The 20,167-nt window shown below is 44.7% G+C and carries 19 protein-coding genes; 6 read left to right on the forward strand and 13 right to left on the reverse strand.

Annotated elements, in window-relative coordinates; genetic code table 11:
• Window positions 1–19: 19 nt before the first annotated feature.
• A complete protein-coding gene (locus VTAP4600_RS19595; RefSeq protein WP_102524465.1) occupies window positions 20–1,228 on the reverse strand; it encodes a hypothetical protein in 1,209 nt (402 codons plus the stop codon).
• 269 nt (window positions 1,229–1,497) lie between these two features.
• Here VTAP4600_RS19595 and VTAP4600_RS19600 point away from each other — a divergent pair, with 269 nt between their 5' ends.
• Complete coding sequence (locus tag VTAP4600_RS19600; protein ID WP_102524466.1) at window positions 1,498–2,511, forward strand: manganese-dependent inorganic pyrophosphatase; 1,014 nt, start codon at window positions 1,498–1,500, stop codon at window positions 2,509–2,511.
• A gap of 128 nt (window positions 2,512–2,639) precedes the next feature.
• Here the strand turns inward: VTAP4600_RS19600 and VTAP4600_RS19605 are convergent, their stop codons facing one another.
• The 4 genes from VTAP4600_RS19605 to VTAP4600_RS19620 form a co-directional block, all read right to left on the reverse strand.
• A complete protein-coding gene (locus tag VTAP4600_RS19605) occupies window positions 2,640–3,284 on the reverse strand; it encodes a hypothetical protein (RefSeq protein WP_102524467.1) in 645 nt (214 codons plus the stop codon).
• 122 nt (window positions 3,285–3,406) lie between these two features.
• A complete protein-coding gene (locus tag VTAP4600_RS19610) occupies window positions 3,407–3,754 on the reverse strand; it encodes a hypothetical protein (protein ID WP_102524468.1) in 348 nt (115 codons plus the stop codon).
• Window positions 3,755–4,020: 266 nt separating this feature from the next.
• Window positions 4,021–4,908, reverse strand: a complete 888-nt coding sequence (locus tag VTAP4600_RS19615; RefSeq protein ID WP_172443185.1) for an FAD-dependent monooxygenase — start codon at window positions 4,906–4,908, stop codon at window positions 4,021–4,023.
• Complete coding sequence (locus tag VTAP4600_RS19620; protein ID WP_102524470.1) at window positions 4,847–5,188, reverse strand: FAD-dependent oxidoreductase; 342 nt, start codon at window positions 5,186–5,188, stop codon at window positions 4,847–4,849. Before VTAP4600_RS19620 ends, VTAP4600_RS19615 begins: the two co-directional genes overlap by 62 nt.
• A gap of 230 nt (window positions 5,189–5,418) precedes the next feature.
• Between VTAP4600_RS19620 and VTAP4600_RS19625 the strand changes: the two genes are divergently transcribed.
• Complete coding sequence (locus VTAP4600_RS19625; RefSeq protein WP_102524471.1) at window positions 5,419–6,054, forward strand: lipase family alpha/beta hydrolase; 636 nt, start codon at window positions 5,419–5,421, stop codon at window positions 6,052–6,054.
• Window positions 6,055–6,122: 68 nt separating this feature from the next.
• Here VTAP4600_RS19625 and VTAP4600_RS19630 read toward each other — a convergent pair whose 3' ends face one another.
• Window positions 6,123–7,037 carry a LysR family transcriptional regulator gene (locus tag VTAP4600_RS19630; RefSeq protein WP_102524472.1) on the reverse strand — a complete coding sequence of 305 codons (915 nt, stop codon included), beginning with the start codon at window positions 7,035–7,037 and terminating at the stop codon, window positions 6,123–6,125.
• A 114-nt stretch (window positions 7,038–7,151) separates the two neighbouring features.
• Between VTAP4600_RS19630 and VTAP4600_RS19635 the strand changes: the two genes are divergently transcribed.
• The 4 genes from VTAP4600_RS19635 (at window position 7,152) to rsgA (ending at window position 10,239) form a co-directional block, all read left to right on the forward strand.
• Entirely contained in the window at window positions 7,152–7,448 is a 297-nt protein-coding gene (locus VTAP4600_RS19635; protein ID WP_231897994.1) for a putative quinol monooxygenase, read from the forward strand.
• Window positions 7,442–7,843: a RidA family protein gene (locus tag VTAP4600_RS19640; RefSeq protein ID WP_172443230.1), complete on the forward strand. Its 402-nt coding sequence runs from the start codon at window positions 7,442–7,444 to the stop codon at window positions 7,841–7,843. The genes VTAP4600_RS19635 and VTAP4600_RS19640 overlap by 7 nt, the downstream gene beginning before the upstream one ends.
• 280 nt (window positions 7,844–8,123) lie before the next feature.
• Window positions 8,124–8,831: an aspartate/glutamate racemase family protein gene (locus VTAP4600_RS19645; protein ID WP_102524475.1), complete on the forward strand. Its 708-nt coding sequence runs from the start codon at window positions 8,124–8,126 to the stop codon at window positions 8,829–8,831.
• Window positions 8,832–9,180: 349 nt separating this feature from the next.
• Window positions 9,181–10,239 carry a ribosome small subunit-dependent GTPase A gene (gene rsgA, locus VTAP4600_RS19650; protein ID WP_102524476.1) on the forward strand — a complete coding sequence of 353 codons (1,059 nt, stop codon included), beginning with the start codon at window positions 9,181–9,183 and terminating at the stop codon, window positions 10,237–10,239.
• Window positions 10,240–10,353: 114 nt separating this feature from the next.
• Here rsgA and ltrA read toward each other — a convergent pair whose 3' ends face one another.
• The 7 genes from ltrA to icmH all read right to left on the reverse strand — a co-directional run bounded on the left by ltrA (window position 10,354) and on the right by icmH (window position 20,162).
• Window positions 10,354–11,637, reverse strand: a complete 1,284-nt coding sequence (gene ltrA, locus VTAP4600_RS19655) for a group II intron reverse transcriptase/maturase (protein ID WP_102521018.1) — start codon at window positions 11,635–11,637, stop codon at window positions 10,354–10,356.
• Window positions 11,638–12,432: 795 nt separating this feature from the next.
• Window positions 12,433–13,449 (reverse strand): hypothetical protein, encoded by a 1,017-nt coding sequence (locus tag VTAP4600_RS19660; RefSeq protein ID WP_145958599.1) that lies wholly within the window; start codon window positions 13,447–13,449, stop codon window positions 12,433–12,435.
• A gap of 44 nt (window positions 13,450–13,493) precedes the next feature.
• Window positions 13,494–13,757, reverse strand: coding sequence for a hypothetical protein (locus VTAP4600_RS19665; RefSeq protein ID WP_102524478.1), 264 nt, complete (start codon window positions 13,755–13,757; stop codon window positions 13,494–13,496).
• A 9-nt stretch (window positions 13,758–13,766) separates the two neighbouring features.
• Window positions 13,767–14,393 (reverse strand): protein kinase domain-containing protein, encoded by a 627-nt coding sequence (locus tag VTAP4600_RS19670; RefSeq protein ID WP_102524479.1) that lies wholly within the window; start codon window positions 14,391–14,393, stop codon window positions 13,767–13,769.
• A gap of 57 nt (window positions 14,394–14,450) precedes the next feature.
• Window positions 14,451–15,452, reverse strand: a complete 1,002-nt coding sequence (locus VTAP4600_RS19675; protein ID WP_102524480.1) for a hypothetical protein — start codon at window positions 15,450–15,452, stop codon at window positions 14,451–14,453.
• Between the two features lie 110 nt (window positions 15,453–15,562).
• A complete protein-coding gene (gene tssM / locus VTAP4600_RS19680; RefSeq protein WP_102524481.1) occupies window positions 15,563–19,018 on the reverse strand; it encodes a type VI secretion system membrane subunit TssM in 3,456 nt (1,151 codons plus the stop codon).
• A 1-nt stretch (window position 19,019) separates the two neighbouring features.
• Window positions 19,020–20,162: a type IVB secretion system protein IcmH/DotU gene (gene icmH, locus VTAP4600_RS19685; RefSeq protein WP_102524482.1), complete on the reverse strand. Its 1,143-nt coding sequence runs from the start codon at window positions 20,160–20,162 to the stop codon at window positions 19,020–19,022.
• Window positions 20,163–20,167: the final 5 nt, after the last annotated feature.

Below are 20,167 nucleotides of genomic sequence, written 5' to 3' on the forward strand. Positions count from 1 at the left end.
CAAGTTATGCATTAAACAACTACACCATGTTAACCAGCGCCGCTGAGATCCCTTGAGTGGCAAAAATATTATTGTCTAGCACGTCTCGATGATGCCGATTAACCGCACCTCGATAGTCTTTGGTGATTCCAGGATATTGAAAACGATGAGTCGGTATACCCATCCACGATTGCCGCTTTTGACCTATGCGATCTTTGCCTGAGGAAACTCGTCGATCTTTTATCGTATACACTTCGTTATGCTGATCTTGATATAGATCTCGATTACTGAACATTTGGATGTAGTAGTTCAATATATTGGCTCTTCTTAAGTGCAACATACTGCTTTGCTTAAGCCGAGTTCCCCAGCCAGTAAGCACTTTTTCCATAAAGTCGCGAGTCACTTTGCCAGGCCCCGTGAGGTCGTTGCGACCACCACTGCCTCCATCCCAATGTGCATTACCTACAAGCGTTGCGTGTCTGCCCGGCATTAACGTAGTGTAATACTTAGTTTGTGGGTGCAACCTTGGCATACGCGCTTTAAAGGCCAGTGAACGCTCATCTTGAGCAAATACACAGACAACCTGTTTAACATTTGGACCTAACGTTTTGTAGTCTTTAAACGTGTTCATGCCGCCAGGTACAGGATCACAGGCAAAAATATTCACTTCAATATCACGTAGCCTACGATCATTTTGCATGCGGTTAGCCAACTCAAAACAACTCACCCCGCCACGGCTCCAACCAACAATGTTGACACGTGTGATAGGATCTCGTCGCCTTTCAGCGGAAAAATTTGCTCGCTGCAAGGACATTGCGTGTTTTAAGTCCTGAGATAGGTCTCTTGTTTGGCGCTGCCAGTCTTTATAAGCTTGAGTGGTGTTCCAGTGCCAGAATTTGGCTTTTCTATCTGGTTTTATATCAGCAAGTAAGCTCTTGCTACGAGACAAGTAGTCTCCTTTATCTTCCTCATCGCCTCGTAGAACACTCAGAACATGGTTCATATTGCTATTTATCCCATGACCTCCGAGCTTGCCACGAATTTTCATATATGAGTCATCTTTACTGTGCTTTCGCCACTCACTCAGGTTGCCACTGCCAACTCCATCGACTTGTATATAATCGAGTGTCTCCTGACCAACCGCATTTTTCGCAAGCGTTGATATCAGTTCACCATCGACGTAGTTATGGTGGCCGTGATCTTCCGATTGCGACCCCGTTCCACAGAAAAACACCGTAAAAATTGCCATTGTTAACATCTCCTTGTTTACACATATAGTGGCATTGCAATAAGTGTAGAGCAGCACTGACGTTTTACAAATCATATGAAACTAAGAAGATGTTAACTGCGTCGAAAATAAAATGGATATCGCTAAGGGATTTTAGGGTTCGATATTAACCTTTGATTTTAATGAATTAATCTAGATCGCTATTGACAAAAAACTTACTTAAATCTGTCATAAATAGTTAATAGTCAATCACTACTCTTATCGCACTTCATACAGTTAGGCTTTATTCCATGAAAAAGACAGCACTCGTCATCGCTCTATCTCTTACTTGCGCATCCGCAGCCGCGTTTGACCTAGGCAACCCAACAAATAACGACACGTCTAACCTAGTTTGGACTGGCCACATAAGCCCAGATACCGACACGGTGACTTCAGCTATTGCAGCCGCTCATATCTATGGCGGTCAAGCGGTAGTCCCGGAGCAAATTAATCCCGAAAGTACCTTTGTGTTGGAATACTGCAAAACACAAACGCCGCCCGTACTGAATGACTTTTCAGGCAAAAAAGTCGGCCTAGTCGACTTTAACCAAAAAACTCAATTGCAGAAAACCATTGATGAAAGCAGCATTGTCGCCATCGTTGATCACCACGCAATCGGTGGACAGCCAGTGAACCTGTCTCAGGTAGCAACGCTTGATATTCGTCCTTGGGGTTCAGCCGCCACGATATTGGCAGACCGAGCAGAGAAAATGGGGAAAGTGCTTTCGAAGCAAGTGGCGTGTACGACGTTAGCCGGGATTTTATCTGACACCGTCGTTTTAGAATCACCGACCACTACTGAATACGATCACAAATACGCGAAATCTCTGGCGAAACAAGCAGGCATCAAAGATCTGCATGACTTCGGCCAAAAAATGCTGATCGCTAAGTCGGATCTTAGCCACCTGAGCGCATTAGAGATCCTGACAATGGACTATAAGAATTTTGAATTTTCAGGCAAGAAAGTCGGCATTGGTGTGGCTGAAACGCTAACGGCGGATCAACTGATTGCTCGTAAAGATGAGTTTATTCAAGCGATGCAAGCCCATAAAAAAGCCAAAGGACTCGATCACTTGTTTTTCTCCGTCACTGATACCAAAAATAAGCAGGCAAACCTTATTTGGATTGACGCAGCGGATGCTAAAGTCGCACAACAAGCGTTTCAACACTCAGAGATAGATGCTTGGTTAACATTACCAGGCGTGACTTCTCGTAAGCGCCAAATTGGGCCATCGATTCAAAAGGCCGTTGCTAGCCTTAACTAACATCCCAGTAACGCCTATCGAAAAGCATAAAAGAACAAGCCAATGATATTTGGCCTGTTCTTTTTTTATAGTACAGACACGGGTTACAAGCACTTGTCATGGCTTTTCATCACCAAGGCTTCGTCACGCTATTTATCTGATAACGCCTGCTCTTTATCGCTCAACGCATCCATGATGTTTTTTTGTTGAATCGTCGTGCTCTCTAGCGCCTCAGAGGTTGTTTTTACTGCAGAAGCCATAGACGACATATTATGAGTGACTTTCACTAGCGTGCCTTGCATAGGGCGCAATAGAAACCAATAAACACAGAAAACGGCAATGACTAGCAGTAATAATGCAGCCACAAGCACGATCAGCACTTTTAGCTCTAGGTCGGCGAGAAAGTCCTGACTTGCTAAATTGATGGCTCGTGCTGAAGTTTCAATTGTGCTCGGCAGCATTTCCATTGAGGTTTGGCTGACTTCTATCAAGCGGTTAATGTTGATTACAGTATCATCCAGTGCACCCTGTTGTTCCAGCGTCAAACTCGTACTATTTGCAATCGCATCCAGTGACATCGCCACTTCACTCAAAGACTCACTGGTTTTATGAATCGAGCGCTCTATTCCATCAAGTTCTAACGTGACATTGATATTCACTAACGCCTGTTCAGCGAGCTCTTGAGGGTAATTATGAGCAGCAGATCCGGTAACCGGCTCTTGCGTGGTAGAGTGTGCAGGGAGCGAAAGTACGAGTAAAAAACTCAACACAAATACGCTAAAATTTCGAATCATGGACGACCTCAATATTGATTGCATAAGGTCTAGGCTAGTTGTTTTTTTGATAAGATGCCAGATCAAGTTAGACATTAAATATAAAAGCGAGATCTTATTGTTTGTTGATTATTTCCAAGCATTTAATCTTTATCAAATACAACACAATCCACTTCATGCCGGCGAGCACATTCATTTCGCTTTTGATTTAGCACTTTGCGATTAATATCCATGCTCTGCCACTCTTTATCAGAGACCAAGCGTGTTCCATCCCAAAAATCTAACAGGACTTCAGAAGATTCATCCTCATCTTCCCAAATGGATTTCTCATAAACAAAGGGTTTATTTTGGTAGGAACATTGGTGACTGCGCACATCATCTGATGGCAGCGTGCACGGGGAGCTTTCAAGCAAAACAGAATCGATGTTGGAGGAAGCCAATGCTGAACTAGAAAGCACCAATAATAACGCTACATTCAATTTGTCTTTCATTTTTTCTTCCCTTGCTTTTCATCTCCATTATTTTATAAATCACCGAAATTTTGTCAACCACTCTCGTTGTATCTCAATGTGCCATGGTTAAAGTTCAACAGAATCAAAAATAGAACTGACCATATATACTCTTTCAATTGCCCCCGAATTTCAAAAAGACACGATTGCGGTAGGGGCGATTGCAAGCGCACTAAGCTGGCGTCCAGAAGATTAAAAGCAGCTAAAAACTTGGTAAGAGAGGCGAAAGGATGTGCCTCTCAATCGACTTAAACATCCGCTAAGGTAAATAATTTCCGCGACTGCATTTCGTTTAGCTTATCAGGCATTAGACGAAACAAAGCATTACGAGTTTTTGCTAAGACAGGGTGTTGCCATTGCGATACTTTACCCATTTTCCAACTCGTGTTCACGACATAGTGAGCCTTAGAAAGACGCAGCTGTTGGTATTGTGCTAACGCATGCTTTAAAGCCTGCCTGTCTAACGGGGCTTCTTTCGGAGTGTTTGGCTCTAAGTATCTAGCCAGACAATGAGCTAATACGTAAGCATCCTCTATCCCCTGACAGGCCCCTTGCCCCAAATTAGGCGTGGTTGCATGAGCAGCATCACCAACTAACACCAAGCTTTCATCAAACCAGTGCTTAATCGGTGCCAAATCTTTAATGCCATTGTGGAAAATTTTTTGGTTGTCCGTTTGTTCAATCAAGCTCATGACGATAGGGTCAAAGCTTGAAAACAATTGCTCAAATTCAATATTAGCAGCATCATCGTTCACCAAAGCATACCAATATACTTCAGTATCAGAAATAGCCACAAAACCAAAACGACTGCCTTGTCCGCCCCATAACTCGTTTAACTGCCCATGATATTTATTGGGTAACGAAGCTTTGGCCACGCCACGCCAGCAAAGTTGGTGGGCATTCCTATACACGGCAGGTTCTAAACAGTGTAATGACTCGCGTACTTTAGAATGAATACCATCAGCACCAATAACAATATCGCAATGATGCTGCGAGCCATCACTGAATGTCAGCTGCGTTTTGCGGCATTTTTCTAAATCCGTTAATGTTTTACCGAGCGAAACGGAACGAGAATCAAGCTGTGCAAGCAAAGTAGATTGTAAGCGAGAACGATGAATCGCAGTGTTTTTTTGCATTAAAATGGTCGTTAAATTGATCAACCTTAATGGAAGAAATATCGACACCTTGACCATCTAGAATATTCACTGAATTCAGAACTTTTCCTTGTTGTTCAAGTGAACCAGAAAGCCCCAGCATAGTGAACACCTGCATCGCGTTATGCGCTAAAATAATACCAGCACCTACCGGCATTATTTCTTCGGCTTGTTCAAAGATTTGGCACTGAAAGCCCAATTTTTCTAGACACAAAGCCGTCGTTAAACCGCTAATACCCGCTCCGATTATCGCAATATCCATTTGCTTTGTACCACGTCAGCTACACCAATCTGTACCATAAGGGATTTTGAAACACTTTGTAAGCTCGGGCTGGCAAATCTGATAAACTCGGAAGTCTTTGATGTAATTGACTGATTCGTTAGTTACTTTGATGAAATCAATCTTTACAAAACTGGAAGACAACACCGCTTTGTTCTGGTAATTCAATATCGTATAGTGACTTACATCATGTTGATTTGAGGTCCTTGGAAATGAAGATAATTATACTGCACGGCTTGTATATGCATGGTTTGGTCATGAAACCGTTAGCCGATGAACTTCGTACACTTGGATATCGCACAAAGATCATTTCTTACAACAGCGTGGCGATCAATGAAAGACGTGTTTTTGCCGCCATCGATGCAGCGCTAGATAGAACCAAAACCAACATTCTTCTTGGCCATAGTCTTGGTGGTATTGTTATTAAGCGTTATCTCGCGAGCAGGCAACCATCACCCACTCTCGTCTCTCATGTTGTTACTCTTGGTTCTCCACTTAAAGGAGCCTCCATAACGGACAAGGTCACCAGCCTAGGGCTCAAAAAAATTCTTGGCAACTCACCCGAATTTGGCTTGAACAAGCACCATGACCAATGGGAATATGCACAAAAGCTGGGATCTATTGCGGGCACAACAGCAATTGGTATGCGTTCACTATTGGTTTGGGACGACAAAGCCGAGTCCGATGGCACGGTGACGGTCGATGAGACAAAAATTGACGGTATGACCGACCATATTGAAGTAAGCAGCAGCCACACGAGCATGATCTACAGCTCGCTTGTTCCAAAGCAGATCGATCACTTCATTAAGCAAGGTGAATTCAAACACAAACAATTTCACTATCAATAAAATTGAGAACAGGTTTTCCTTTCTCAATTGGTACGACAGCTCGACGGGTACGGCGAAGTCTGCCTAATCTAGGGGTTTGCAACATATCCTGATTCAGCGCGTACTTTAAGAAGGTCAATAAACGCGCGGATTCTGGTAGGTACTTGTAATCCATAATTATGAACAGCGTAAAAGGACGCTTTGAGCGTCAGTTCTGCTGGGAGTATATTCACCAACTCACCACGTTGTAGCTCGTTTGCGATTGCCAATTTAGGCAAACAAGCGATGCCTAAACCTGCTAGAGCCATCATACGAATAGTTGGGACACTGTCCCCTATTCGACTTGCTCGAAATTGAAAAGTTTTCTGACCATCTTTGCCAACATCAAAACATCTTTCACTGTTCATGCCTTCCCATTGGTTCGCAATATAGTCGAACTGAGTAAAATCGGTGGAAGTAATAGGTAAGGATATTTCGCTATTCACCAAATATTGAGGGTGGCAGCACAGGACTTGTTCAAGATTACCCAGCTTTACCGCGCGAGAAGTAGAATCAGGCAAATACCCCACCGTAACCGACAAATCTATGTATTTATCGATAAGATCTAACCGCAGGTCGTTAGCCAATAAGTGAGGTTCGACCCGAGGGTGCTCTTGCATAAATTCACACATCGCAGGCCCAATAAAGTGTGTCATCAGTGTATGTGGTGAAGTGATGGTAATTGTACCGGCAAAATCAGCGCAAGATTCACGTACTTCTTCTTCTGCCTGCGACATTAGTTTTCTCATTTCCAAACATCGCAGATAAAAGCGTTTACCGGCATCAGTCAACGATTGACGGCGAGTTGTACGAGTAAGCAACTTGACGTCAAGATGCTGCTCAAGCCCTTGCAGGTGATGGCTGACAACCGATTTTGAGAGTTCTAGTTGTTCTGCTGCTTTGGTTATAGAGCCAGATTCTACAATTTGGGCAAATACTTGCATCCGGTGTAGTTCGTTTTTCATCGCTTTCGATTGTCTTATTTTTTAGGACTATATGTAAAATATTACTGTATTTATCTATTTTTATAAACAAGTAGACTCCTCATTGTTCCCTAATCAATCGAACAAACGGAGAAAATCATGACTATTTTAGTGCAATTTACGCTCAACCATACGGCCGAGAATACAGATAAGATCATTCGCTTTTTTGCAGAGATATTGCCAGATACTCGAACTTTCGCTGGCAATATTTCTGCCGAACTATTTAAACAAGATCAAGATGGTGATGCACTTAATCTATTTGAAAAATGGGAAAGCGCAGCGCATTTTGAGAAGTACATTGAATGGCGTAAAAGCATCGGTGACTTTGATCGTTTAGGCTCAATGCTTACGGATACGCCAATGATTACCATAATGGACAAGCAAGCATCATGAATAAGATATGGAGCCCTAATTCAGTGCCTCCCCCTGCTGCCAATTATCATCAATGCGCTTTGATACCAACAGGATCAACTCGACTGCATATTGCAGGGCAGTTAGGTATCGATGCTGACGGTAAGGTAGCAAAAAATGCTGAAGACCAAATTGTCATGGCTTGGCGCAATGTTAAAGGGGTACTACTGGCTAACAATATGGATATCGAGGATTTAATTAGCGTAAGAATATATCTAATTAACCGAGATGATCTAGCTGAATATCAGGCTGCTAAACAACGATTACCTTTCGATATCGGCGGACTTCCAACCACATTATTGTTCGTGAACGGTCTATTTGATGAAAAATGGAAAGTTGAAATTGAAGCAGACGCCGCGAAATTTTTTGAGCAGTAACCCCCCTCATCTTTGACAGCGACGAAATGTATCAGCTTTGATGTGATGGCAACGCTATTAATTTAGTATCAAGATACCAGATTAATGGTGTTGCCATTAAAAACAGCAGCAGCCGGTATAATCTGCAACTCGCTAGTCTCTAACCAGCTCGGTCACTTCATTAAAAAAACGAATTTAAACACAAATAATTTCACTACAAATAAAGCAGATACGAGGTTTACCTTTCTCAGTTTACAGTGTAAATATGGTCATATATTGAACATTTTTCTTAGGGATTTGTATGAAAACGATAGGAATGATCGGCGGCATGAGCTGGGAGTCAACGCTCAGTTACTACCAACAGCTTAATCAAGGAGTAAAACACGCTCTTGGCGGGCTGCATTCCGCCAAAATCTGCCTATACAGCGTTGATTTTGCGCCTATTGAACAGCTTCAACATCAAGGTGACTGGGATAAAATGGCCGATATTCTCATTGATGCGGCCAAGCATGTACAAGCTGGCGGCGCGGATTTTCTCCTCATCTGCACCAACACCATGCACAAAGTCGCCCCTCAAATTCAAGCCAACGTCTCGATTCCACTACTGCACATCGCGGACGCTACGGCTAAACAGCTTAAAATAGACGGCATCACTAAAGTAGGGTTGTTGGGGACCATGTTCACCATGGAGCAAGACTTCTATAAACAAAGGTTAATTCAAAACTTCGGCATTGATGTCGTTATCCCAAACTCTGCATCTAGACAAATCGTGCATGATGTCATTTATCAAGAACTCTGCTTAGGGCAGATTTCACCAGCCTCTAAAAACGCTTATTTAAACATCATTAATGAATTGGCATCTGAAGGTGCGCAAGCCATTATTCTGGGCTGTACGGAAATCGCGCTTTTGGTGAGTCAGAAGGATACTGACATCCCACTCTATGACACGACAAGCATTCATGCCAAATCCGCCGTTGAGTATGCGGTTGGCAATGAACTTTTGCTCTAACGAGTAATCTGCTCCAACGAGCTACAAACGCTACATTGAGTTCAATTGACAAGTTAGAAAATGGTGCAATAATGCAGGCTAATTCATACGCAAAAAAAGAGAGGACAAAAATGATTGTATTAAATATCCACCCGGCACAAGAAGGCGCTAAGGCTTAATTACTATTAGTCGCATTGCGACATTGCCTACAAATTCCCTTCTATTGCCCGGTGTTATCAGACCGGGGTCTCGTTAATGCTCTATAACTTTGCGATCTTTCGCCAAGTACTATTTTGCATTAGCACTGCACGTTTTTCAGTCAGTACCCGACCTCATACAAAATTTATGCTGTTTTTCAGTAGGTACTATCATGAATACTATTTTTACTCATCCAATCACATTAACTCAACTTGGATGGCAACCATTTTTTACCCAACAACTCGCACTTGAAGATTACGATAATTGCGTTGTAGGCCGGGTGACAGAACACCACAAAAGTGGTTATGTTGTCGCAACCGAAGCCAAAACGTTTCACTTAGATGCCCATATCAACCTACCCGCAATGACCGTAGGTGACTGGATATTATTAAATAGCGAGACCTTTCAATTCGATCGCATGCTAGAGCGTAAATCTCTGTTTAAACGTAAAGCGCCTGGGCCAAAGCTCAAAGAGCAGTTTATTGCAGCCAACGTTGATACGGTTTTTATCGTGATGTCTCTCAACCAAGATTTTAACCTCAGCCGGGTCGAACGCTATTTAGCTCTGGCAAAAGAAGCAAAAGTTGAACCCGTTGTGGTTCTGACCAAAGCAGATTTATGTGACGATGCGGATGACAAACGAGCCGAAATCCAAAATCTAGATGCTTTTTTACTTACCGAAGTGGTTAATGCTCTGGATACCAGCACCTTACAAGGGCTGCGCAGTTGGTGTAACTCGGGTCAAACCGTGGCATTTATTGGTTCATCAGGTGTGGGGAAATCCACCCTCGTAAACTCCTTAATTGGTGATGAAAGCCAATCAACAGGAGGCATCCGAGAGGACGACAGCAAAGGACGACATACCACCACATCAAGAACCTTACTTCCTCTTCCTGAGGGCGGTTTATTGATGGATACTCCGGGAATGCGCGAATTGCAGTTGTCTAGCTGTGAAGAAGGTGTATCAGAAACCTTTGCTGATATTGAAACCTTGGTCTCACAATGTCGATTTTCTGATTGTCAGCATCAAGAAGAACCCGGATGCGCGGTACGCAAAGCGTTAGACAATGGTGATATTGATAATCGTCGATTAGACAATTACAACAAACTGCTCCGTGAACAAGCCAGAAATGGCGCATCCATTGCAGAAAAACGAAGTGCAGACAAAAAGTTTGGCAAGATGTGTAAAACCTTTATGTCGGCAAAAAAACAATCTAGGCATGGTGGCTAATACCATGACGTCATGACGTATAGTTAATACAACTATCCTCGATGCATCGAGTAGGGTGAGGCGTCTCCGCCTCATCCCTCTCACAGAACCGTACGTACGGACCTCGTATACGGCTCATGCACATTTCCATTCAGCATAATGGCTGAACACATATCCTGTCCTAACGTGTTCAAGATTCACTAATCCAAGGTCGTTAAACCATTGATTTGGCATCGAGTAACTGGCTAATGGACTCGCAGCATTTCTCCAACTATCCATACAGATATACCTGAATGACCCTTCGTAACCTAGCTGTCTTAGCCTGCGGTGGAGTCGGGTCGGTTTTTTCCATAATCGTAATTGGACGCTGCGAAGTCTTCGCCTTAACCACGCGGCCAGTTTCTTAAACTCCCTGTTGGCATTCGCTATTCGAAAGTACTGGCTGAACCCTCTCAGAAGTGGATTCAGTTGTTTAATGACTTCTAACAATGGCTTACCGCCATTGCGTCTTGTCACTCGCTTCAACTTTCCTTTGAACGTCGACATTTTCTTTGGCTGAATACGGCTATAATGGCTACCGATTTCTATTCCAAGGAATTTCACACCTTCGCCGCTGTGCGCTATGTGTGATTTGGTTTCGTTCACCGTTAACTTGAGCTGTTTTTCCAGGACCTTCGTTGCCTGTACTTGCGCATTTTCTGCACCTTTACGGCTGCGACAGAAGATCAGTATGTCGTCGGCATAACGGACTATTCGATGTCCTCGCTTTCGCATCTCTTGATCAAACGCATCCAGATAGATGTTCGCTATCAGTGGGCTTATTACTCCACCTTGCGGACTACCTATCTCGGTATGCTGCCACTCTCCATCAACCATTACGCCACTTTTCAGGAACTGTTTGATGAGCTCCAGTACGCTACTGTCTGTGACTCGTTTCTTAATGCTTTTTAGAATAAGCTCGTGGTCGAGCTTATCGAAGCACTTCGATAAGTCCATATCTACGACGTGTTGCATTCCGTATCGACGGATGAACATCGTCGCTTTGTTTATAGCATCGTGACAACTTCGATTCGGTCTATACCCAAAGCTGGATGGGTGAAACTGCTCTTCGAAGATTGGGGTTAATAGATCATTTAGAGCTTGTTGGACAACTCTATCCCGTACTGTTGGGATCCCAAGTAATCGCACCCCACCATCATCTTTCGGTATTTCTACCCGTCTGACGGGTTGAGGGGTGTATCGCTTGGTTTTGAGTTCCAGAAGAAGTTGATCTAGGTTATCACTCAGATTTTGAGCGTAGTCGCTTAGGCTCTGCCTATCTATTCCGGCCGCGCCTTTCGCTTTCCACACTTTTTTAAATCCTTTATAGAGTCGCTCTTTGTGGAGCAAGTGACCATATAAACTGTAGTAAACTCTCAACTGTTTCCTTTAGATTGTGTGCCGTGTGGGGACAAATGCTCTCTCACAGTGTTGGTGTATTTCACTCCACTCTCTAGCCTTCTAGCTCAATGGCAATTTACTAGAGTGAGTCAGAGTTACTCCCTTGTACGGTTTCTCGCTTCAGTGCTTTGCTTTCACAAAGACCGAGACGGAATACCTCGATAGCTAATCAACTTGTATACCACTGAAAAAAAAACATCTGCTCATCACAGACTTAAAATGTACTTCATCCCTTCGCAACACCAGATTGCTTTTGGCAAAATGTTGTCCCATCAGACGTGTTACTGATGGTCAGCTCAGTTTTATCCTCCACACCATTACTGGGCTTCACCGGCCGAGCTTTACTCACTACTACGGATTCATCTGCCACCTCGCACCAACATAGATCTTGGCTCTCGCCTTGAGTTTATGCTTCCGACGTTTGCTCGGATGTGGTGTCAGGCTTCCCCAGTTACTGCACTGGCTCCCTGTTAACAATGCCACCCTCAAGCACAATCTAGGTCTGATTGAGTATCGGGCTTCACGCTATTTTGCACGCTTACCCACCTAAATTGCCGAATCAGGTTCACTTTCGTTGTGTACTGTTAACTTCCTATCGCTTCCTTCAAACCCTGCCGTTGGCCAGCAACGCCCTTGCGATTCGGATTATCTTCCCCTCAATCAGGGTGATTTAGGCTTCTTTCAGCCTAATGGGTTTGCCAGCTTCGCTGGGCAAACAAAAAAGCCAGCAAACAGATATGTTTGCTGGCTTTTATCTACCGAGTATTCAGATCACTAAATTGCGGGTCTACCACGGAATGCATTAGCACGCTGTAACTTAGGCGGATGACGGCGAATCGCATTTTGACGTTGTAGTGGTTGGAACTCAGGACGCTTCACATCAGAAGTAATGACATGCGCTCCTTCCAAACCTTGCTGCTGCTTCAACAATTCATTTTGCCACGAAACGTCGCTGGCAAAGATGACGTTGTATTCCGCCGTGTATTCACGAATGTAACCGCCAGAGGCCTGCTTCATGTTTTCAATATGCTTAGACCCCTTAGTGTACTGAAGCTGCGCATCGGTACGCACACGCCCTAACCTATCCAATAAAGATAAGAAACTATATGGGTGAGCGATAGCTCCTGAGTGCATCAGTAGTGCACCTAATACAGGGCTCAGTGCCAAGGAGTTAGTAAACCAATCATTGAATCGCTTCGCATCCAAAGCTATCGAAGAACAGTTGAGCAAATTACCTTGCTCTTTCTTCGCTTTCTTCAACACTCGGTGTAAATTCACGCGTTGAATAATGAAATCAATCAGCTTAAAAATCTTCTGCAATGCGGTGGCCACATAACTTAGAATCGATCCAATTCCGATGGTGTCGCCAGTCGCGGTAAGGGCAATTTTACCAACGGACACGCCCGCATCTTTTGCACCCAATAGCGCTTTGGCCGTCATATGCGAGCGCAGATCTCTTGCAATGATTTCTGGGTGACCACTCTTTAGAGAAACCCCACGTCCAGATAATTTCAAAGACACGTAAGTGGTCACGCCTTCAACGGTTGTTTTTAACCCTTTATACAAATCAGAAGCACTTTGCACATAAGCCCAGACTGGAATAGCGTTCGTAATGTCGGCTTTTAAAGACGCCACTAACCACCCTGCAACCTCCGTAATAAAAGAGGTCACCCAAGCGATATCGGAATAAGCTTTCTTGAAAAAGCTCATCATTTTACTCACGAATTTTTCCAATAATTCTTCGATTTTTCTTTTGATTTTATCAACCGCTTTGGCAGCTTTATCGGCCATATTTTTTAAAGCTACAGCTGGTCGACTGTTAGTAATCGCAGTTCTTACACCTTCAGCCACCTGAGAGATTTTGTGGCCAGCTTTGGTATACAGCAGCCTTTCTTCAATAACGCCGTGGCGTCATCTAGAGGTGTTGTATCGACCAGAAAATTTGCCATCGCATCCGATGCGAACACCGCTTTTTTTTGCACTTCTAATGACGATAAATAATTCACCACATTCACACGCGCATATAAGGTTTCTATCTCTTGGATATTCCATCCAGTGGTATCTACCACGTTTTCAACGTCAGCAATTGAAACAGGCATGGTGCCCTCCTAGTTATTGTTATGGGTTGGTTTAGCCACCTCAGAGCGGCGCAACCAACCATCGAGCGACTCTCTAATTGAAACCGCCGTCTTTCTTTGCTTATGCCCTATGGGAGAGCGAACGAACTGATTGATCATTTTTTTTAAGGCGTGCCAATCGTCCGCCTGAGTAACGACACCTTCTCCTCGCCACTGCTCAGAAGAGGCGAAGGTTTGACTTGCTTGCCAACACGTTAAGTCTTCTCTTCGTGTCCCTAGCGGGTAACTCGCTCCGAAATCAATCAACAAAATCGAGTCCAAATGAGGAAGAAACAAAATATTGCTTGGCTTAATATCCCCGTGCACCCAACCACATTGATGACAATGGTGAATAGCACGAATGATGATAGGTAACATACCGACAAAAGTTTCAGCGTCTTGGAACTCGAACCTCGACAATGGCTTGGCCTGCTGCTCGTAAACCAGATGCATCACCTTTTTATCCGTATCGAATTCAAGCGCCTTTTGCACGTACACCCCCGCACATGCCGTCAACGCTTGCCACTCTCGACTCATCGCTTGTTGATTCGAATAACGCTTTGTCAGTCGTTGTAGACACCAGTCCTCTTCCACCGAGTGGAAAAAAGTCCTTTGCATCGAAGTCTCTTCCGAATCGCACGTAACAGACTGATGTTTAAGTGTCATCAATTGGCCTTAAAAACTCTTCATGATGTCGCTTTCAGAAGAGTCGGTAACCTGCTTCAAACCTTCCATATAGGTGTTGATGGTAAACGCCGTCGCTTCCATCGCTTTACACATGTCTGAGACTTTTTCTACGTAATGCTTCACCTCATACAAGCTCATTGCCGCGTCTTCACGACTTTTCACCAAAGCGCGCACATTCGCCGGATTATTAGGATCTTGTGCGTGTTTTGCGCTGCATAAGTTCAACTGCTGCTTGCGTGAATTTAAGATCTCTACTGACTGCTTTAATTTATAAAGGTTACGCTGGATCTTCGGCCCCAAATCCGCAATGTCTTTCGACTGCCATTTGGCTTTTTCTCGGTTATATTCTTGCTTACCCAACTTGGCTTCAAGCATCTGGCGATTGCCATCTGAGGTATATTCGTTTTTCTTACGATCTCGCCTTGCACCAGCAAATTTCCCGACCACATATTCGCCACCTTTAATGGCAAACTTAGCGACTTCACCTAATGGCACAATGCTCAATGGGACTTTTGCGACCTTGATAGGGTTCTTTTTCAAGCCACGCGCTTTGTCTTGCAATTTGCGCTGCATCTTATAGAAACGTTCACCCTGATGCTTTTTGTAAATGCCTTCTGCACCACTTAGCCAATCTTGGCCTTTTTTCCCTTGAAGTGCGCCGCGTCGGTCTTTAGATAACACCGTTGGCGTGGTAAACGCAGAAACGGAGTTGGCAGTTTTTTGGCTGACATAGGCATGGAATTTTTGCTTTACGGTTTCGACAACCTTGGTCTTTTCAATTTTGCCGAATCCGCCTTCTACTAATTCAACCGGAATATCAATGGCCTTTCCTAGCGGCGTGCTATCAAGTAGGCCTGTGCCCAAATCAAACGCACCCTCTCCAATTGCCAAACCATTCAAACTAGTTTTTGAATCGCCGTCATTTGCATTGCCGATTTCGTCGTATAAAGTTTTACCAAAAGAGGTGGCGTTACTAATGTTGTCGAGCATGTTGCTTCTCCTAAATGAAGTATCGAGCGGTGTCGGCCATGATGTAGCTCCTCATGACCTTCACACTCTCATTCGCTGGCAGAAAAAATAGCCAGTGTTAAATCATAAACTTACAAATGTTTGGGCAGCGCAAAACTGGTAAACAATGATTTATCCAGTGTTTGGTTTGAATCCCGTAGGGTGTAATCAATTACGATGCGATTGTCGTTAAGCTTATAATTGAGCTTCCTGACTAAACGAGTCGCTGTTTTGGTTGAATCGCCATCAAATAGCGCTCTGAACAGAGCCCATTGCCCTGTATAAGATCGGGTCGCTACGCGATTTTCACCTTGATAGAAGTTAGTCGTCAGGTATCCCTCAACCCCCGTAGTAGGCCAACTCACTTCCGTCCAAACTCGTGGGCCGTGACGGTAGTCGAACACACTCTCTGCTTCGCGAATTTGAAACTGAGTGACTGAGGTGTTCATCGAGCTCGCTCGAAGTGCAAATTTGAGTGCCAACTCCTGACCTGTTGGCCCAAAGAAAGTCTGACTTAACTTACGAGCTTGGCGAAGCTGGTTTCTTGCTTGACCACTTAACGGCAAGGTTAACCCGTCGACTTCGTTGAGTTTTAACGTCCCGTTGTCCCAATAAACAAAAGGTTTCAACATCTCGTCAATGAACTGCTCTACCCGGCCTTGCGGTTTAAAGAAGGACGCGAAATCAGTTAAGTCCACTTCTCCACGGCCATGCTTAGCAAATGGGAAGCGTCCTTCAATCGCTGCGACATAAAACTGATACACTCGCTCATCCCATTGCTGATTGAGGTAACCAACGCTGCCAGAGACGACTTGACGCCAAGCCTGCTGCGCCAAGTTCTTGGTCCATTTCGCCACTTGATTTGGCGCTTTACTGCCCTGTCTTTGAAATAACACAATGGCATCTTGGCTACCCGCAGCATGTGCTAACGCATACGCGTGCATGGCTTTACCAGGATCAGCACTGGAAAGGGCGTCATCAAAGTAACCATTAAGAGAATCAAATTGTTGAATGAGCCCATCCAATGGCACGGAATCTCCCGCCTTTCCTGTGCCATTGATGTAATTGGCGTAACCAATAAAGGCCTCATTTACGACAAAAGAAGGCTGTAAACGAATCAATTTCCCGCCTACAGCGCGGTTAATTTTGTCAGCTTTAGACAAGCCTTTAGCCACTTTTTTCAGCCCTAACTGACTTGCTACTCGTTTGTTGCCTCGTGTATCTGGCTGCTCTTCAACTGCAAGAGTGGTATTGACCACCACAGCGCCAAGCACATCCAACACTGGGCTGGTGACTGGCTCACGGGCCGCTTTTAGCGCGTACGCAAACTCAACAGGTGAATTGAATTGTTTGATGTGAATGTTGTTCACCAAGTCTTTCCAGTAATAGATGTAGTCTGCAAAGTACAAACGCTGGATCTGCTTACTGAGGTCGGTTAACTCCGTTATGGAAGCGCCAGACATATCACCTTGAATCGATTTAAACTCACTCAACTGGCGGCGAAGCAATTCAGATTTGGCACTCAGATCCAACTGGCTATAACCTTGCTTGGTAAATATTTCCGGGATCAAATAGCCATGAAATCCTTCTGAAAACTCAAAGCTGGTGTCGAATTTATCTCCAAGCTGGCGGCGAATATCAACTTGGCTTCGATATTGCGGCAGCCCTTTAATACGAGCATAAATAAGGCGCTCTGGCGACAAGCCTTCTAAGTTGTTTGCTGCGACCGAAATCAAGGCCGCGTTCGGCTCTAGACGGCTCGCATAATCGCTGTTAAATAAGTCTTCAATGAGCAACGCCAAAACGTTGATGTCATCTGAGGAGACATCGCCCTGATCTTTGAGGTTATCCAACAAGTAACGTTGCATTTCATCAATGTTTAGTTGCTGTTTATCAAACAGCATTTGGTAATAACGCAAAATCTCGAAGACTTTACTTGGGTTACCTAAATTGACGTAAACGTAGAGCTCCGAGCTGATCAGCTCTTCAAGCTTGGGCAGTAAAATGACATTTAACTGCTCTTGGTAAGTAGAATAAATGCGCTCTGCTGTATCACTTTGCTTGGTACTCACCAATTGATACCAGGCTTTAGGTTCAATCCCGGCCGCCGCAACACTACGCAGTTCATTGAGCACCGCAACCATGTCAGACAACGAATAGTTATTTTCCAAACGGTGAATATCAACGCCGTAAAGTCGCAGTTGCGTCATGGCATCCGCTCGCCACTGCTCATCTTGATTCCAGTTGTCTTTTAGCAGTAAACCAACGGAAGCAAGTGATGCGATCACCAATAGAATCATCATACTACGCGCCGCCAAATAACCCATATGGCGTATCTGATTTACGCCTGTGATGCCACTTTCAGGCAGGATCACATGGCTAAACAAGCGGGTAGAAAAGTAGCTACGGCGGCTCGGAAACTGCTCACGAGTACTTTGGCTGTTAAATTCTGCGCGGTCAGCAACCACTTGAGTCAGCAAGTCATGTTCATTGCCTTTCTGACCACAAGACAGAAGGTAAGCACCCCTTAGCCATACCGCTTCACGAACTCGGTTTTCTCGGCCAATATCCGTCAGCAGTTCGTTCACTCTTTCAAAGAAAATACGCAGTTGATAGGGCAATGCGATCACAGAGCCCGACTTTTCTTTGCTGATGTTCCGCAGCAGTTCAAATTGCTGCTCTGCCATGGATTTCACCAAGGCTTTGCTTTGTGCTTCAAATTTGTGTTTGTCAAAACGACGCTGTGCATCACATGGGAAAGTGAGGCCAAATGGGTTTTCAACATCGCAACCCGAATAGCTTTCAAAAAACTCGACAAAATCAGCAATGGTATCGGCTTTCGAAAACACACTGTAAACAGGCAAAGTTAACTGCAAAGTGCTGCCCATAGATAGCACCGCTTCTTGATAGATACTGCTGAGCTTCTGGCGAGCTTTACGATCCCCTTGCAGCAATCGGTCGCAGCCGATCACCGAGACAACACCATTCAACCCTTGGCGAGGGCGGTACTTAAGCAATTGGTGTGCGAGCACATCCCATAGTCGTTCATCCACCCCTTCACTATCAAAAAGACGATGCCCGACTTCCACGATCACCACATGATCGTTGCTCCAAAATTTCAGGTATTGCTCGGTATCGCTGTCTCCCAAATGCTTGTCCAAAACGGGCTCTAACCCGTTTTGTTGTAAAAAGTAGCTCTTGGCGTCTTTCTCTCCGCCGATCACCAAATACCACGGCAAGCTATACAGGCTGTCTAACTTACTGCGCCCACGGCCACGAATTTTCTTACTAGCCAGCTTAAATAGCTGCTGAATGACCTTGGTGTCTTGTTTGAGCAATAACTGTTGATCGTGTTGCTCTTTTGGTTGATGGCTTTTTTTACGTTGCTTGAACCACCACACCACGACCACCAGCAATACCAATGCAGCCAGTGCGGTAACACTGTATTTAACAAGGTTCATTTCTGGTTCTGGGTAATACCACCAGCAAAACGCAGCAGCTATTATCATTAGAGCTGCGAATAGCATCGCGACTGTTTTCTTCATCATGTTATTTCTGTGCTCTTCTAATCGTCGCATTGAGACCAAAACGAACGTTCAATTCATTTTTCAGTTTTCGGATCAGGGTGAGGTTGTCTCCGGCACGTAAGTAGAGCTCAATGCCGTGCTCTGTCTCACGCGTGAATGACTCGTAACCCGCTTTTTGCAGCTCCGAGACAAGACGTACAGCGTCGGACGAACGAGTTAAAACGGCTAACACGACCTCCCATTGCTGCGCCACCGGCACAACTTGAGTGCTTTGTGAGGTTTCCGCCTCAGCAGTGGCTAATCCTATGTCCGATTCCGTACTGACATACACCAATTCGTTGTTGGCTTTTTTCAAATTAACGCCAGACATATCGATGCTGCTAAACTGCTGTAAAATCGGTTGGCTGCGGTTGAAATACCAATACTCAGACGCTGCATAAGCACTGCCAAGGCACAATGTGGCTAACGTCAACGTTTTGGGTAAACTCAACATCCGCCAAGGCCGCTTGCCTTCAATCAGTTCAGGTGTTTTCGGCACTGGTAAAACACTTTCACCACGATAATGACGAATGACGGTGTAAACCCGAGATTGGATCTCATGTAACTCACTCTCATCTTCGTGACGGTAACGCCCTTTAAAACCCAGCATCAACAACACGTATTGCAGCTCTAAGAAATCCACCAATTTGGCGGGTTGCTGGCTGGCTTTGTCTAATAAAGAGAAAAACGCTTCGCCACCATTTCGTTGTGAAAATACCGAACTTAATAGCGAGTGATTTTCCCAGCGTGCGCGTTCGCCCCAACTGGTGTAGAGAATCGCCTCATCAAAGGCGGCACAAAGCACAAAACAGCTTTTATCAATGATGCTTGGATGGTAGTCCAAATAAAGGCCACGCTGACGGAACGCAGAAATCGCATCCAATAAACGTTGGCGGAATCGCTCAATATCCCTTGGTTCTCCTTGACGCGGCAAAGTCACTAAAATACCGAACAGCTCCGTTGCGCCATTGAGCAACGGGCAACTGTACACCGCCAAGTTATCAATAAGGCGCTCGGTTCCTGAAAGGTCGACCCCACTGTTTTTCAACCCTTGAGGTTTGGCTTTAGGCTGTTCCTGCCGGCGGTGAATTTCCACCGTCGGCTCTTCATTAAATAGTCCAGTCACTGTTC

The sequence above is a fragment of the Vibrio tapetis subsp. tapetis genome (assembly GCF_900233005.1).
Lineage (GTDB): Bacteria > Pseudomonadota > Gammaproteobacteria > Enterobacterales > Vibrionaceae > Vibrio > Vibrio tapetis.

What these genes read in the sequence shown, in the direction of transcription:
- VTAP4600_RS19595 (WP_102524465.1), bottom strand. Translation starts at nt 1,228, where the DNA reads ATGGCAATTTTTACGGTGTTTTTCTGTGGAACGGGGTCGCAATCGGAA.
- VTAP4600_RS19600 (WP_102524466.1), top strand. Translation starts at nt 1,498, where the DNA reads ATGAAAAAGACAGCACTCGTCATCGCTCTATCTCTTACTTGCGCATCC.
- VTAP4600_RS19605 (WP_102524467.1), bottom strand. Translation starts at nt 3,284, where the DNA reads ATGATTCGAAATTTTAGCGTATTTGTGTTGAGTTTTTTACTCGTACTT.
- VTAP4600_RS19610 (WP_102524468.1), bottom strand. Translation starts at nt 3,754, where the DNA reads ATGAAAGACAAATTGAATGTAGCGTTATTATTGGTGCTTTCTAGTTCA.
- VTAP4600_RS19615 (WP_172443185.1), bottom strand. Translation starts at nt 4,908, where the DNA reads ATGCAAAAAAACACTGCGATTCATCGTTCTCGCTTACAATCTACTTTG.
- VTAP4600_RS19620 (WP_102524470.1), bottom strand. Translation starts at nt 5,188, where the DNA reads ATGGATATTGCGATAATCGGAGCGGGTATTAGCGGTTTAACGACGGCT.
- VTAP4600_RS19625 (WP_102524471.1), top strand. Translation starts at nt 5,419, where the DNA reads ATGAAGATAATTATACTGCACGGCTTGTATATGCATGGTTTGGTCATG.
- VTAP4600_RS19630 (WP_102524472.1), bottom strand. Translation starts at nt 7,037, where the DNA reads ATGAAAAACGAACTACACCGGATGCAAGTATTTGCCCAAATTGTAGAA.
- VTAP4600_RS19645 (WP_102524475.1), top strand. Translation starts at nt 8,124, where the DNA reads ATGAAAACGATAGGAATGATCGGCGGCATGAGCTGGGAGTCAACGCTC.
- rsgA (WP_102524476.1), top strand. Translation starts at nt 9,181, where the DNA reads ATGAATACTATTTTTACTCATCCAATCACATTAACTCAACTTGGATGG.
- VTAP4600_RS19660 (WP_145958599.1), bottom strand. Translation starts at nt 13,449, where the DNA reads ATGGCCGATAAAGCTGCCAAAGCGGTTGATAAAATCAAAAGAAAAATC.
- VTAP4600_RS19665 (WP_102524478.1), bottom strand. Translation starts at nt 13,757, where the DNA reads ATGCCTGTTTCAATTGCTGACGTTGAAAACGTGGTAGATACCACTGGA.
- VTAP4600_RS19670 (WP_102524479.1), bottom strand. Translation starts at nt 14,393, where the DNA reads ATGCAAAGGACTTTTTTCCACTCGGTGGAAGAGGACTGGTGTCTACAA.
- VTAP4600_RS19675 (WP_102524480.1), bottom strand. Translation starts at nt 15,452, where the DNA reads ATGCTCGACAACATTAGTAACGCCACCTCTTTTGGTAAAACTTTATAC.
- tssM (WP_102524481.1), bottom strand. Translation starts at nt 19,018, where the DNA reads ATGATGAAGAAAACAGTCGCGATGCTATTCGCAGCTCTAATGATAATA.